Source organism: Candidatus Tisiphia endosymbiont of Mystacides longicornis (assembly GCF_964031095.1).
GTDB lineage: Bacteria > Pseudomonadota > Alphaproteobacteria > Rickettsiales > Rickettsiaceae > Tisiphia.
The window spans coordinates 1253128-1268054 of sequence record NZ_OZ035004.1 but is presented as its reverse complement, the minus strand read 5'-3'; the positions used below and the strand labels follow the sequence as shown (position 1 = coordinate 1268054).

The following is a 14927-nucleotide window of genomic DNA, read 5'->3' as shown; positions in this document are numbered from 1 at the left end:
CGTAGTGGTCGTGGCAATCCATCTTTGGTTACTTTTATGGATTGCTTCGTCGACCTAAGGTCTTTCTCGCAATGACGTTGACCACATACGATTTTTAAACTATCCGGTCTAAAACCGCTTCCTCTTCTAACTTTCAACAGTTGTGGAATCTAGCCCCCTGCCTACGCAGGGGTGACATCTGACTAAGTAGCTCCTTGCCATGACGTTTGGGGTAGGAAGTTTATTAATCATAAGCAAAAGTTAATGTTACAGTAGTGCCTATGCCTATTTTACTTTGTAACTCAAATTTACCTTTCATTAATTCAACCAACTTGCGAGTAAGTGGTAAACCAAGACCGGTTCCTTGGTATTTTCTGCCAACGGTACTATCAATCTGCCCAAAGGTTGATAGTACTTTGGGAATATCTCTCTCATCAATTCCTATACCAGTATCTATAACCTGTATATAAACTAGCCCTTTAGGCTCATCTTTCTCAGCATAAATTGTTATAGTACCTGATGCTTTGGTGAACTTTATAGAATTAGATAAAAGGTTAAAAAATACTTGTTTAAGTCTTTTGGGATCTGCTTTTATCACGATATGATCTTTTGGTAATTTTTCAATTAATTGCACTGATGCCTGATCAGCTCTTGGCTTCATTATCCTTACAGTAGAAGTAATTAATTTATTGAGATCTAACTCAACAAAGTCAACTAATAGCTTGTCAGCCGATGCTTTTGATAAGTCTAATATATCAGTTATTATACTGAGCAAATGCTTGCCTGCGTCATTAATATCTTTTATATAATTACCATGCTCTTTATTGTAAGGCGTGGACATCATAATTTCTGAAAAACCTATAATAGCATTTAGAGGGGTACGTAGTTCATGACTAACATTGGCAAAAAATTTAGTATGAGCAGAACTTTCGTTTCTAACCTTAATTACCGCTTCCTCTAACGCTTTATTAGCCTCAAATTGTTGATCTATAATCTTCTGTGCATAATTTGTGTTGCTAATTACGATAATTAAGAATATTAGCATAATGATAAAAAATGTTAGTAATACTTTTTTCTCCAGCTCTATAATACTTGACCATAAACTAGTAATATTAGTATTAATCTCTAACACACCATCAACAGGATACCTAGATAAGTCGCGGTTTATTATTGGAATATAACTTGTTATACAGGATGCTTTCTCTACTTTCCCTGACATATGGAATAGAGCCCTAGGAATTAATATATGACTTGTCATTCCTTTAAAAGCTTTGTTAAAGGCTTGCTCTACAACCAGCTCTTTTAAAAAATATTTGTCAAATTGGCTAATAATTCTTTGATACAAAGTATCTTCAGGAAAATTCACCTGACTTGTTATTTGAATTGGAGAGCTGGTTATAATTTTATGACCTTGTAGATCATATAAAGAAATATAGGCATTGAGATTAACAAAAATATCAACTGAAGTAGTTGCAAATTTAATAAAATCGGCATCTTGCAATAAATTTATATAACCAAATTCATGTAATTTATTTACAGCCGTTTTATTCCTATTCCAGACATTTTTTGTATAAACACCAGCTATTTTAATATTTGCTTCTCCAACTTGCTTTAAAATCATTTCTTCAATAATGAAGTAACGATAGTAAATCATGTTGACAATGATATTTATAAATAACCCAAAGAATGCCAGTCTAACAATATACTTATTTTGAATCATTAGATTTGCACATATTATTTAGAGGTAAGCGTTCACAGGAAAAAAGTTAAAGTACAAGACGTCATTGCGAGGAGCTACTTTAGTAGCAACGAAGCAATCCAAGAATAATGGATTGCCACAACCACTACGTGGTCTCGCAATGACGCTTGGCTTTTATTCATCATAAGAAAATAGCAAAAAAACCGTGAACGCTCATTATTAGAGTATAGCAGGTTATTCACTAGCACTAAGTTTTTTCTTTGTAGATGATTCCTTTATATTTGATTCCTTAGGCAATTTCTTATCACTCGCTGATTTCAGCTGATCAAAAATACTCAAAGCTTGAGTTATAAAGCTTCCTGGTTCAGAAAGATTTGCCGGCAAAATTACTGTATTACTATCCTTAGCTAACTCACCAAAAGCAGATATATATTGTTCAGCGATTTTTAAAGATACTGCATCGTTTCCTCCAGATTTCTGAATAGAGGCTGCTATAAGTTCAATACTTTTAGCAGTAGCCATGGCTACTAATCCTATTGCTTCAGCCTCACCCTTAGCCCTATTTACTTGATCAATATAGGAAGCTTCAGAATTTAATACAACTTGAGCCTTCTCGCCTTCCGCATGGTTTATTTTTGCTTGTCTATTACCTTCTGAGTCTAAAATTTGGGCTCGTTTTTGACGTTCTGCCGCAACTTGTAACTCCATCGCTTTAAGTATTGTTTGTGGTGGCTGAATGTCTTTAATTTCATAACGCATACATTGTATCCCCCAATTGACTGCCGCTTGGTTAATAGCAGAAACAATAGCGATATTCAAGGTTTCTCGTTCTTCAAAAGTTCTGTCTAATGGTAACTTACCTATTTCTGAACGCATAGTGGTCTGTGCAAGCTGAGTGATAGCATAATATGGACTATTAACCCCATAAGATGCAGCAACTGGATCGACAATTTTTACATATAACACACCATCTATTAGTAACGTAACATTATCATTGGAAATGGCTGTTTGAGCAGTCACATCAATTGCTTCTTCCTTTAAAGTGTGTTTGTAGGCTACTTTCTGAATCACTGGTATCAAAATACTCAAGCCAGGCTGCAAGATGCTATCAAATTTCCCAAATTTTTCAACAATCCATGCTTGTTGTTGTGGCACAACCTTAACCATCTGTATAATAATAAGGATCGCCACGATACTACAAACTAATAATATATATTCCATATTTTCTCCTTTTTAAATCTATAACTAACCCGATTAGTATTTACCCATACAAACCGTCATTGTAAGGAAGCCCGTAGGTCAACGAAGCAATCCAGGAAAGTGAATAAAAATGGATTGCTTCGACTACTACGTAGTCTCGCAATGACATTTAAGATGCATACACGTCATTGCGAACGAACATATGTGAGTGTGGCAATCCATTTTTATTCACTTTTGGATTGTTTCGACTACTACGTAGTCTCGCAATGACGTTTGAGATGCATACACGTCATTGCGAACGAACATATGTGAGTGTGGCAATCCATTTTTATTACTTTTATGGATTGTTTCGTCGCCTTCGGCTCCTCACGTGAAGTCAGTTCACATGGCTAAAACCTTTTTTGGGTAGCTATAATAATTTCACTATGCTACCGTCATTAATCTTAGTAATTCCTTCCACTACTACCATATCTCCTTCTTTGATTTCGTCTGAAATAATCTCTGTTAGACCATTTAGACTAGTACCTAGCTTAACATAAAGTTGCTGCACTTTGTTATCATTAAGTTTATATATAAAATACTGACCTTTACTATTACTCTGCACTGATTGACTAGCTACTGCTAAATTCCGATGTTTGTTAATAATTAAGTCTATAGGTACATAGCTTCTATGTAGCATATTACTATTAGAATCAACAATAACTTTAGCACCTATAGTACCATTATCTGAAACATATTGTGAGATTTCAGCAATTTTTCCATTAATCTTATCACCATTATTATCGGTTATCACTAAATCAGTAGATACTGACACCTGATTATAAAGCTCCTCAGGTAACTCCATTAAAATACTCTTAGTGGTAGAATTTTGAGCAATAATGCTAAAAAGATAATTTTTTTGTTCTACCTTATCCCCTTTTTTTAGCTTTATTATACCAATATTTCCATCAAATGGTGCTACGATAACCATATCGTTGTAACTATTCATTGCTTTGGAAAAAGCAAGCTTAGCTGTTTCTAAATCACTATTTGATTTTTCTAGTACATCACTACTAATATATTTTTTGGCAAATAATGCCTTATCACGTTCATAAGCAGTCATCGCCGTTTTTAAAGAGATTTCTGCTTGTGACTTAGTTGACGTAGCTAAATCTTTGTCAATAATAAGCAAAATATCTCCTTTATTAACCTTACCATGAGAATCAGATACTACATCAACCGTACCAGAAATATTAGCATAATAATCCCGGCTTGCATCATTTTTACATTGTCCGACAACGCTGAAAACATTATGCAAATCAGCCATTTGCACTTTACTGGCTTTTACCGGAATGCCCTCTTGTTTTTCAGCGATAGCACAGCAAGAAATAATGCATACACTTACAAAAACAATTAATTTATTCAACATTTCAAATACCATATTAAAGTTTTAAATCTGTTAGCCAACGATGTTCATTCTCTAAAATTTCAAAACGAATTTTTTCACTTTTTTTATCAAGCTCTGCTTCCGGTACTAAAGAAGCTCCGCTAAATTCAAAACCATAAAAATTAATCTGTAATTTAGTACATATTTTTTCCACCGACTCAATATTTTCTAAAACATCATCAACGAATATTATGGTTTTAGGGTAGTAATTTTTCTTGTGTAAAATATTCTCTAATACTACACCTTTATCAATATCGGCAGTAAGAATCACCCCTTCTTCCATCATCGGCATACCATTCTCACTATGTAATTCATCAATTAATATTTCCTCTTTTATTGGAGTAGATTTCATAAAATCTATATTTATTCCTTTAAGCTCTTTTAAACGCCAATTGGTAAAATCTTCAATAACCCCGAATCTACCTGTATATAGCTTGGTTAAAGCAGCAGTTGGAATTTGCCTCTCCCATAATTTACTCAATATATCATTTATATTGGGGTTCACTAAGCGAATAGTACGATTTTTTAGAATAATACTAAAAAAAAGTTGCCTTTCTTTTCTAGTAAAGCGTTTTTTGCTTTCAACACACCATTCACGTCTATAAGGATGAGTTAAGCGATATTCATCTTGAGCCATGATCAGTACGTCATCCACATCAAAAAGCACCAAACTATCTTGATCTAGCTTATCTATTACTTCTGCAACTTTTAAAAAATCTGAGACTTTAGCTGTTTTAGCAAATTTATGGTTATTCATTAGTTTTTATATTTTATTATTTCTTCCAAAGAATTAGCAATTATAGCCAAATCTGATTCTCTTGAGAGATTGTGATGCCCATCTTTTATTAATTTCATTACTACTATATCACTAGTAATTTTTTCTACTAACTTATTTGAAATATTATAAGGTACATCAATATCTAACATCCCGTGAATTAAATGAACAGGTTTCTTAAGATTAATACTATTTGAGTTTAGTAACAAGTGATTTTTGGCTTCAAGTATTAATTGATAGCTTATTGGGTATGTATTATTGCAATTACGCCCACTAACATCAAGCCATTTTTGCTGTTGCATTTGTTTTTTTTGACTTTCAGTTAAATTTTCCCAAATGTTTTCTGTAAAATCTATTGCTGGAGCAAGACCAATAACGCTACAAATAATTTTATAGCAGCCAACATAGCAAGCCAGGCACCCATACTGGAACCAATTATAATAGTTGGCTGCAGGACAAGTTTATTTAACACCATCTCAACTTCCATAAGCCAAGAGCCAATAGTTTCATCAAGAAAATCACCTGACGATATTCCATGACCAAAATTATCAAATGTGATAAAATTATAATCTTGTTTTTTACAGTAATTTTCAAGGAATACAGCCTTGGTACCATTCATATGTGACATCAAGCCATGTAAAAACATTACGGAAGGCATATTTTTTTTACTACTTTTATAATGATTATAAGTGATAAATTTTTTATTTTCTGTATTATATATTTTATTCATTTAAATTAGTTAATTAATGATTTCATCAGATTCACCCAAACGATACCATAAACCAACCATTTTGCAAGTAGTTCCAGCTTTATTCTCTGGTGGAGTAGAGCGAGGGACAATTGAAGTGGCTAAAATGTTAAAAAAAGTTGATTATAATGTTATTGTAGTCTCCTCTGGTGGTTCATTAGTTGAAGAATTAATAGCTGCAGATATACCGCATATTTCTATGAATAGTGCTACTAAAAATCCTTTTTCAATATGGAAAAATGCAAGATTTTTATCAGAAATAATCAAGGAATATGACGTAGATATAGTACATGCAAGATCAAGAGCTCCGGCTTGGAGTTGTTATATGGCAGCAAAGGCTACTAATACTAAATTCTTAACAACATTTCATGGCATTTACAACATCTCAAATTTGTTCAAACATTTCTATAATAGCGTAATGACCAAAGGCGAGAAGGTTATAGCTGTATCTAATTTTGTAAAGCAGCATATAGTAACTAATTATAAAATTTTAGAAGAACAAATTGTGGTAATACGTCGAGGGGTAGATTATCGCTATTTTGATCCCCAAAATGTCACAGAAGAAAAGTTAGTAAAATATAAAAAGAAATACGGTCTATCTAATAACACTCCTCCCATAATATTATTACCATCAAGAATTACCAGTTGGAAGGGTCACCTTACCCTTGTTGAAGCACTTGGTAAACTAAAACATCTAGATTTCTATTGTCTGATGGTTGGGGATTTATCTAAACACCCAAATTTCACAAATCGAATAAAATCTCTTATAAACTTATTGAAACTACAAAGTAAAGTTCAAATTTTTGGTAATGAAATTGATATGCTCGGTCTTTATGGCATTTCAGATATAGTGTTATCTACTTCAATTGAGCCAGAAGCATTTGGTCGTACTATAACTGAAGGGCAATCAATGGAAAAGCTAGTAATTGCTACAAATATTGGTGGAGCTATTGAAACAATATCAGATACAAAAACTGGATTTCATGTTAAACCAAACGATCCAAGCGATTTAGCAGAAAAAATTGAACATTGCTTATCCATACTTAAAACCAATGAAGGTAAAAAGATACAACAAGCAGCAAGAAAAGCCGTAATCGATAACTTTTCCCTTGATTTAATGCTAAGTAAAACCTTAGATTTATATAAGGAAATGCTTAAGAAAACATAATATTTTCTAGGTTTGATAAAGCCCCAGCCACCTTTTTAGCCTTTCTAAATTTTGTTGGAGCTTTAATATGGTTACGTTAAAAATTTTGTCAACAGAACCTAAACAAAAAAATCCCTAAAATACTTTATTACGCAAATTTTGGATAAGAAGTTAAAAATTTTATAATTTTTTACTGATAAATAGTTAGTGCAAGTTATTATTATGTTATAATGAAATATATAGTCAATTCAGGAGAATTTGGGGCTAAGAGCGATGGAGCGACGCCTATAAGTAATAGGCGAGCATTGAGCAACAACGTCCCCAACTTCTCATCAATTGACTATATAAGCAAGTTATTAGTAAATACCATGTTCATGAGTTGTCATAAATTATTTAGATATAAGAGTGAATTTTAGTTGATTGAGTAAAGTATGAAAGAACAAACCCACAATAATTATCAGCCAAGAATGTTTGTTGGTACCGATGACTTCTACGATTTGTTGATTAATAGCGATATATTTGTTGATAAAAGTCTAATGATCAAGGAATTGTTAGAAGATAGTGGTAAAGTCACCTTAATCACCCGTCCAAGGCGGTGGGGGAAGAGCTTGAATATGGATATGGTGCGGAGATTTTTTGAGATAGAAGTGGATGAGCAAGGGCGGGTTCTACCACAAGAACAAAAGGTGAATTATAAACTATTTACTGGTGGAGAGGTAGATTTAGGATTTGATGAGACTAAAGAACTAAAGCCATTAAAAATTGCTAATGTAGCAAATTCTATGAAACGCCAAGGTCAATTCCCAGTTATTATTATAAGTTTCAAGGGCGTTAGAGGCAGTAGTTATCAAGAAATTGAGGTGGGAATTAAAAGTCAAATAATTAATTTATTTGCCAAGCATCGTTATTTAGAACGTTATATAAAACAAGATGAAAAATTATTGATTGATGCACAAAAGGAAATATTACAAAGATATTTTACAGGCAAGTTAATAGAAGATGACATTAAAAATAGTTTGAAATTTCTAAGCGACTTACTTTATAAACATTTTAATCAAAAAGTTTACATACTAATTGACGAGTATGATACGCCAATTAATAGTGCCTATATGAAATTTGGCAATAATTCAGAAGAGTTTGAGGAAGTATTAGCTCTATTCCGGGCAATATTTGGCAATAGTCTTAAAACCAATGATTCATTACAAAAAGGTGTTATTACCGGCATATTGCGTGTTGCTAAGGCTAATTTGTTTTCAGATTTGAATAATTTAACTGAATGTAGTCTACTAGATGAGAATTTTACAGACATCTATGGCTTTACTCAAGCAGAAGTTGATGAATTATTAACCAAAGTACCTCTTGAAACCAATCCAGAACAAATTAAAAATTGGTATAATGGCTATAATTTTGGTGGAGAAGTCATTTATAATCCTTGGTCAATTATGAGATGTTTAGCTCAGAAGGGCAAGCTGGATCATTATTGGATTGATAGTGGTGGGACTGGTTGGATTGATCATGTATTGCTCTCAGATGAGATGCAAACAGATATCCAGGCTTTAGCTGCGGGTAAAACTATTACTTCTTCTATTACTAAACATATAAATTTTGCTGATATTAACCAACCAGAAGGGTTATTTAGCTTATTATTATTTAGTGGTTACCTAAATACAACTACCAAGATGCCAGAAAGAGATATTTATGATTTATCTGCTCCTAACTACGAGGTGAAATATATTTATGAAAAAAGAATGCTACAATGGGTTACTAAACAAATAAAAATTGATAATTCTGGATATTATTCTTTTGTTACTCTATTACCAGATGGTAAAATAGAGGCATTTAAAGAGCGTCTGCAAGAATTATTACTTAATTCTACTAGTTTTCATCAAACAGGAGAGAAAAAAGCCGAATTATTTTATAGTGGCTTTATGCTCGGCTTTATTAATATGTTAACTCCTAATTATATAATATCAAGTGAACAAGAATCAGGGGATGGCAGAGCTGACGTTGTGATGATTCCAAAAATTGGCAAAGGTGATAAAGCGATGATTATCGAGTATAAAATCGCTAAATCCTCAGAAGAGCTAGCAGATATAGCTAAATCTGGTTTACAACAAATTATTAATAAAAAATATGATAGTAAAATAAAAGAGCATTCACATGTAAAACAAATATTAAAAATTTCGATGGCATTTTGTGGAAAAAATATGGAGTTAGAATATGAAATAACGAAGCTCTAATAATAGAGCGTAAGCACTTGTATAATAAGCAATTGGGTATAGTCAATTCAGGGGAATTGGGTAGCAGGAACGATGGGGCGACGCCTATAAGTAATAGGCGAGCATTGAGCGACGAACGTCACCAACTTCTCATCAATTGACTATAGCTCATCTAGGAGGCTGCCTGCGATAGATTGATTATGCAGAAAGTTTAATTAACATATGTTTCTTCTTACCCGCAGATATCTTAATAACTTGGTTGTCCTGCATAAAAGTCAAGTCAACCATCATATTTTCATCTTCGATTAGTTGATTATTGATTTTAGCCCCAGCCCCTCTAATGAGTCTACGCCCCTCAGATTTTGATTCAACAAGACCCAACTCATGAAGCAATTCATATACTGAAATGCCTAGAGTTAAACGACTCTGTTCAATATAGATAGTTGGTAAATTTACGTCAATTTCTCCTTGTTCAAAAACCTTTGTAGCTGTTTCTAAGGATGCTATAGCCGCTTGTTCACCATGACAAAGTTTTGTTAAATTAAATGCTAATTGCTTCTTGGCACCATTAATATCAGACTCAGCAAGTACAATAAACTCTTGCATCTTATCTTCCTCTAACTCGCTATATAATTTAGCAAATTTGACTACATCTTGATCTTCACAATTCCGCCAATATTGATAATAATCATATGGAGTTAACATATCTTCATTTAACCACACCGCCCCACCAACAGACTTGCCCATTTTATTGCCAGAAGCAGTTGTTAATAATGGCGTAGTCATACCAAAAACTTCATTACCAGTTAGTTTCCTGGTAAAATCAACGCCCATTATGATATTACCCCATTGGTCACTACCACCTATTTGCAAAGAACAGCCATATACTTTATTTAAATGATAAAAATCGTAGGCTTGTAGCAACATATAGTTAAATTCTAAAAAACTCATATGCTGCTCTCTTTCCAAACGTAATTTCACCGAATCCATAGATAACATACGATTCACAGAAAAAAAACTACCAAATTTGCCAAGAAAATCTAAGTAATTTAACGATTCGAGCCACTCTGAATTATCAATTAATATTGCATCATTTTTCCCAGTACCGAATTTAATAAATTTTGATAATGATTTTTTTATACCTTCAGCATTTTTGGCAATTTCTTCTTTTGTTAAAGATTTTCTTGCCTCATCTTTACCAGTAGGATCACCAATTTTACTAGTCGCCCCTCCCAGGATTACTATTGGTTTATGACCATATTGTTGCAATAGACGCAAAATCATAATTTGCATCAGACTCCCAACATGTAAAGATTGAGCTGTACAATCAAAGCCAATATAAACAGATATTTTACTATTGTTCATTAGTGTCGTTAGTTTTTCTAAATCAGTACATTGATATAAAAAGCCTTTATTCTCAAAATCTTTAATAAGCATAATGATTTACAAAATAATAAAATTAAACAAAAAACTATATAGCAGTTACTTACTAACCTTACACATGGCATTTAAAAGTCATATAGAAAATAGCTTGGCGTCATTGCGAGAAGCTACTTTAGTAGCGACGAAGCAATCTATATGTGGATTGCCACGCTCACGTACGTTCGCTCGCAATGACGTTTTGTACTTTTCCGAAATTTTTAAATTGTCATGGGGTTTATGCGTAAGGTGAGTTACTTACTCATTGATTGTTGAGTCCCTTTACCCATAGCAGCCTCTTTTATTGCCGAACCTAGATTAACAACACTCTTGGCAACGTCTCCCATGGCTATAGCATTGTTTAAACTACTTTTAACCATAGTACTAACTGCCTTACATGAACATTTTATTACATTCACCACCGCATTTAAAATCTTATTATCTTTGATGGCATTAATGGGTGCCTCAAATATTTTTTCAACTTTTTTTAATTGTTCTGTAGCAAAATCTTTTAAGCGACCTGTAAGAGTTAGTGAAGAGCTTAATTTATCTAGAGGTTTTTTATGATCTACACTATCAGCGAATTCCTTGAGTTTTTCAAATGAACTCATAAATTCCTCAAACACCTTTCCTGCTTTCTCAAATTCTAATTTCTTTACCCCAGAAAAAGCCTTACTAGCAGTACCAGAAAAACATTTACGTGCTTCCTCCAGATTCTTTTTACTTCTTCTAGTTGTTGCAAGGCTAGAAAAGTACCAGGCATTTCTCCTACATGACTCTTTAGCTCTTCTGCAGACAAACTCTCTTGAACTTCATCTACTTTTTTACCCATAATTTCCTCTGATTATTTAATTAAATTTTTTATCCATGGAACTTCACTAGAAATTGTAGCAGAAAATTCCTCTTATCTCAATCATTAAAAATCTAAATCGGCGTAGCATGTGGGTGGAGTAAAACCTGGTATTTTGTCTTGTAGTAGAGAGCGAAAGCTAGGTCTGGATTTGACTATTGCATACCAATGACGAATAGATGACCATTTATCCCAGTTAACTTCACCGAAATAATCTAGAACGGAGATATGACAGGCGGCAGCTATATCTGCACAGCTTAAGGAATTTGATGCAATAAAGCTACGTAACTCCAATAAATTGGACATATAGTTCAAGTGATGCGACAAATTAGTCTTTGCTGCTCTAAGAAAATCGGTTCTAGGTCCTCCTAATTGGCAGGATGGTCTTACTATTTTTTCATCGATAATAATTTTTGTTACTTCGCGGTAAAATTTTTCATTAAACCAACTGAGTAATCGACGGATTTCGCATCTAATATCAAAATCTTCGTCCATAAAATTAAAATTTGGATATTTTTCATGGAAATACTCAGTGATCGGATAAATTCCTGCTATAATTAAATTGGATGCCTCTTGTAAGACCGGTAAAGTACCCGCCTGATTTAAAGACAAAAATTCCTGATTCCTCTGCCAATAATCCTCTTTAACCATAGTAAATTGAGCATCTAGTTCTTTTAGCAACACCCGAACCTGACGTGATAATGGACAAATAGGATAATGGTATAATTTTCTCAATTAACTACCCTTGATTTAAACATTGAACCTAAAATGCACTACATCTCCATCTTGCATTTTATACTCTTTACCTTCTAAACGCATTTTACCCATTTCTTTAGCTTTTACTTCCCCATTAAACTTTATATAATCCTGATAGCTAATGACTTCAGCCCGAATAAAACCTTTCTCGAAATCAGTATGAATAATACCAGCTGCTTTAGGAGCCAGTGTACCATTACTAAAAGTCCAGGCATGTGTTTCTTTCGGTCCAACAGTAAAAAAGCTTTTTAGATCTAATAAATTATACATTTCTCTTATAATTTTACTCAGACCTGTTTCCGCAAGCCCTATACTATTTAAGAACTCAATTTTTTCCTCTTTACTTTCCAAAACTGCAATATCCGCTTCAATTTTCGATGAAATGAGGACATGTTTTGCCCCTTCTTCTTCAGCTTTTTTTGCTACAAGCTCGGTAAATTTATTACCAGTAATCGCCTCATTTTCCAAGACATTACAAGCATATAAAACTGGCTTAGAAGTCAATAATTGCAATTGATCTAACATTTCTTTGCTATAAGCCTTGCTGATGCTGCGTACTGGCTTACCTATCGCTAGAGTTGCTTGAATTTCTTTTAATAACTCTACTTGATCTTTTAAAGCTTTATCGCCTGTTTTTAAACGTTTCTCAGCATTCGTTAAACGTTTTTCTACCGATTCAAGATCGGCTAAAATTAATTCTGTTTCTATTATTTCAGCATCATATATTGGATCAATCTTATTATGCACATGAGTAATATCTATATCCTCAAAACAACGTAATACGTGCAAAATAGCATCGACCTCTCGTATATGAGATAAAAACTTATTACCAAGCCCCTCACCTTTACTAGCCCCTTGTACCAAGCCAGCAATATCGACGACTTCTATATAAGTAGGAATAATTTTAGTAGAATTAGCAACAATTGCCAACTCATTTAGCCTAATATCCGGTACTGATACTATAGCCGAATTTGGCTCTATAGTGCAGAAAGGATAATTAGCCGCTTCTGCTGCAACACTGGAAGTTAAAGCATTAAACAAAGTTGATTTTCCTACATTTGGCAAACCAACAATACCACATCTTAATGTCATAAATCTAATATCATAAATTTCTATTCATATAGTTAACCCAATTGGTATTTACCATGGATTGCTTCGTTGCCACCAAAGTGGCTTCTCATAATGACGCTGGGGGTATATATACGTCTATTAGCGATATTATATTTAAACGTCATTGCGAGAAGGCGTAAGCCGACAAAGCAATCCATTTCTAACCATTTTCTTGGATTGCTTCGTCGCCACCAAAGTGGCTTCTCGCAATGACGAAGTAATGCTAGGAAGCTATAAATCTTTCCTCAAATAATATACTTCCGAATCTTTAGCATAGCCACTTCTTACAAACTCTAATTTAAAGCCTAATTTTTCATAAAATGGTCTGGCTTGCCAATCGGTAGTGCATACAGTCATAAATTTACAATTACGCTCTCGTGCTACATCTTCCACCTTTGCCATCAGTAAAGTACCATAATTTTGACCACGAAAATTCTCAGAAACCCATAACATGTCAACATACAAACAATCATAAAAACTCTTGCCATCTACACCAGCAACAAAGTTTTTATCATTATCAAAACAGGCAAAGGAAAATGATTTTATAACATCAAGCCCCTTCTTGACTTTAGCCTGCTCATTTAAACCATTCTCCATTACCTTCATGTATTGTGTATCTATGCTATTATCTGCATAGATTATCTGTAAATTTAATGGTTTCTCCATGATTTAAATTACACTCCTGTTAAATTCTTCCACTTTGCCTGAAAGCAATAAATGGAAATTATTGGTTATTACCTCAATGGAACTGATAATAATTTTATATTCTTCTTTAGAGAAAGGAGCTAAGACGTAATCCGATACATCATCATACGCCGATGGTCTTCCTACCCCAATTCTGATACGGTGATAATCATTCCCTATACACTGATCCAATGATTTTAAACCATTATGCCCACCACTACCACCAGCTAATTTATATTTTATTCGACCAATTTCTAAATCTATATCATCATGTAAAACGAAAATATTTGGTGGGTTGATATTATAGTAAGAACATATGGCTTGTACTGCTTTACCGGACAGATTCATATAAGTTACAGGTTTTGCCAATAGTAATTTCTGTCCGTCCACTATCCCTTGTGCCAGTTCTGCATGAAGTTTGGATTTTGTATTCCAAGAAATTTTATAGTATTCTGATAAATAATCGACAGCTATGAAGCCAACGTTATGACGAGTATTTTGATACTCCTTGCCTATATTTCCCAAACCTACAACAAGTACACTCTTCTGATTTGAATATATATTTGAAGGCTTTGAAGAATTGGCTTCGCCAATAATTGAGGGATATTCATGCGTTTTTGATAATGTCATTATTACGACCTTTTGTCATTTCCACCCACTATTGTCATTTCCACCCACTATTGTCATTCTCGCGTAGGCGGGAATCTAGACCCCTACTTACGCAGGGGTGACACTAAGGGCAGATATAACACAAAAACGGATTGCTTCGTCGTCATAAAACGACTCCTCGCAATGACGTTTGAGATGCATACACGTCATTGCGAGCGAACATATGTGAGCGTGGCAATCCATAAATTGTCATATGGATTGCTTCGTCGACCTACGATCTTCCTCGCAATGACGGCTAAAGCTTAC

Annotated in this window: 15 protein-coding genes and 1 pseudogene; 4 read left to right on the top strand and 12 right to left on the bottom strand. The window is 33.7% G+C overall.

What is annotated here, in order from left to right; all coding sequences use genetic code 11:
* Positions 1–223 precede the first annotated feature (223 nt).
* From ACQH6S_RS06410 to ACQH6S_RS06390, 5 genes and pseudogenes are all read right to left on the bottom strand, one after another.
* Complete coding sequence (locus ACQH6S_RS06410; RefSeq protein WP_425364433.1) at positions 224–1699, bottom strand: sensor histidine kinase; 1476 nt, start codon at positions 1697–1699, stop codon at positions 224–226.
* Positions 1700–1912: 213 nt separating this feature from the next.
* Entirely contained in the window at positions 1913–2899 is a 987-nt protein-coding gene (locus ACQH6S_RS06405) for an SPFH domain-containing protein (protein ID WP_341759013.1), read from the bottom strand.
* Between the two features lie 388 nt (positions 2900–3287).
* Positions 3288–4286 carry an efflux RND transporter periplasmic adaptor subunit gene (locus tag ACQH6S_RS06400; RefSeq protein WP_425360246.1) on the bottom strand — a complete coding sequence of 333 codons (999 nt, stop codon included), beginning with the start codon at positions 4284–4286 and terminating at the stop codon, positions 3288–3290.
* A gap of 13 nt (positions 4287–4299) precedes the next feature.
* Complete coding sequence (locus ACQH6S_RS06395) at positions 4300–5061, bottom strand: DUF2608 domain-containing protein (protein ID WP_375329745.1); 762 nt, start codon at positions 5059–5061, stop codon at positions 4300–4302.
* Positions 5061–5809, bottom strand: a pseudogene (locus tag ACQH6S_RS06390) (alpha/beta hydrolase). The gene ACQH6S_RS06395 and the pseudogene ACQH6S_RS06390 overlap by 1 nt, the downstream one beginning before the upstream one ends.
* A gap of 16 nt (positions 5810–5825) precedes the next feature.
* Here ACQH6S_RS06390 and ACQH6S_RS06385 point away from each other — a divergent pair.
* The 4 genes from ACQH6S_RS06385 (at position 5826) to ACQH6S_RS06370 (ending at position 9354) form a co-directional block, all read left to right on the top strand.
* On the top strand, positions 5826–6995 hold the full coding sequence (locus tag ACQH6S_RS06385) for a glycosyltransferase family 4 protein (protein WP_341748877.1): 1170 nt from the start codon (positions 5826–5828) through the stop codon (positions 6993–6995).
* Between the two features lie 209 nt (positions 6996–7204).
* Positions 7205–7390 (top strand): palindromic element RPE2 domain-containing protein, encoded by a 186-nt coding sequence (locus ACQH6S_RS06380; protein WP_425360245.1) that lies wholly within the window; start codon positions 7205–7207, stop codon positions 7388–7390.
* Positions 7391–7405: 15 nt separating this feature from the next.
* Complete coding sequence (locus tag ACQH6S_RS06375; protein ID WP_425360244.1) at positions 7406–9214, top strand: AAA family ATPase; 1809 nt, start codon at positions 7406–7408, stop codon at positions 9212–9214.
* Between the two features lie 17 nt (positions 9215–9231).
* A complete protein-coding gene (locus tag ACQH6S_RS06370) occupies positions 9232–9354 on the top strand; it encodes a hypothetical protein (RefSeq protein ID WP_425360243.1) in 123 nt (40 codons plus the stop codon).
* A 37-nt stretch (positions 9355–9391) separates the two neighbouring features.
* Here ACQH6S_RS06370 and tyrS read toward each other — a convergent pair whose 3' ends face one another.
* The 7 genes from tyrS to pth form a co-directional block, all read right to left on the bottom strand.
* A complete protein-coding gene (gene tyrS / locus ACQH6S_RS06365) occupies positions 9392–10633 on the bottom strand; it encodes a tyrosine--tRNA ligase (RefSeq protein WP_425360900.1) in 1242 nt (413 codons plus the stop codon).
* Positions 10634–10866: 233 nt separating this feature from the next.
* Positions 10867–11223 carry a hypothetical protein gene (locus tag ACQH6S_RS06360; RefSeq protein WP_425364432.1) on the bottom strand — a complete coding sequence of 119 codons (357 nt, stop codon included), beginning with the start codon at positions 11221–11223 and terminating at the stop codon, positions 10867–10869.
* Between the two features lie 44 nt (positions 11224–11267).
* Positions 11268–11444 (bottom strand): hypothetical protein, encoded by a 177-nt coding sequence (locus tag ACQH6S_RS06355; protein WP_425364431.1) that lies wholly within the window; start codon positions 11442–11444, stop codon positions 11268–11270.
* Positions 11445–11528: 84 nt separating this feature from the next.
* Entirely contained in the window at positions 11529–12197 is a 669-nt protein-coding gene (locus ACQH6S_RS06350) for a glutathione S-transferase family protein (protein ID WP_341748867.1), read from the bottom strand.
* Between the two features lie 15 nt (positions 12198–12212).
* Positions 12213–13310 (bottom strand): redox-regulated ATPase YchF, encoded by a 1098-nt coding sequence (gene ychF, locus ACQH6S_RS06345; protein ID WP_425360242.1) that lies wholly within the window; start codon positions 13308–13310, stop codon positions 12213–12215.
* 249 nt (positions 13311–13559) lie between these two features.
* Entirely contained in the window at positions 13560–13994 is a 435-nt protein-coding gene (locus ACQH6S_RS06340; protein ID WP_425360241.1) for a GNAT family N-acetyltransferase, read from the bottom strand.
* Positions 13995–13997: 3 nt separating this feature from the next.
* Positions 13998–14642, bottom strand: coding sequence for an aminoacyl-tRNA hydrolase (gene pth / locus ACQH6S_RS06335; protein WP_425360240.1), 645 nt, complete (start codon positions 14640–14642; stop codon positions 13998–14000).
* Positions 14643–14927 lie beyond the last annotated feature (285 nt).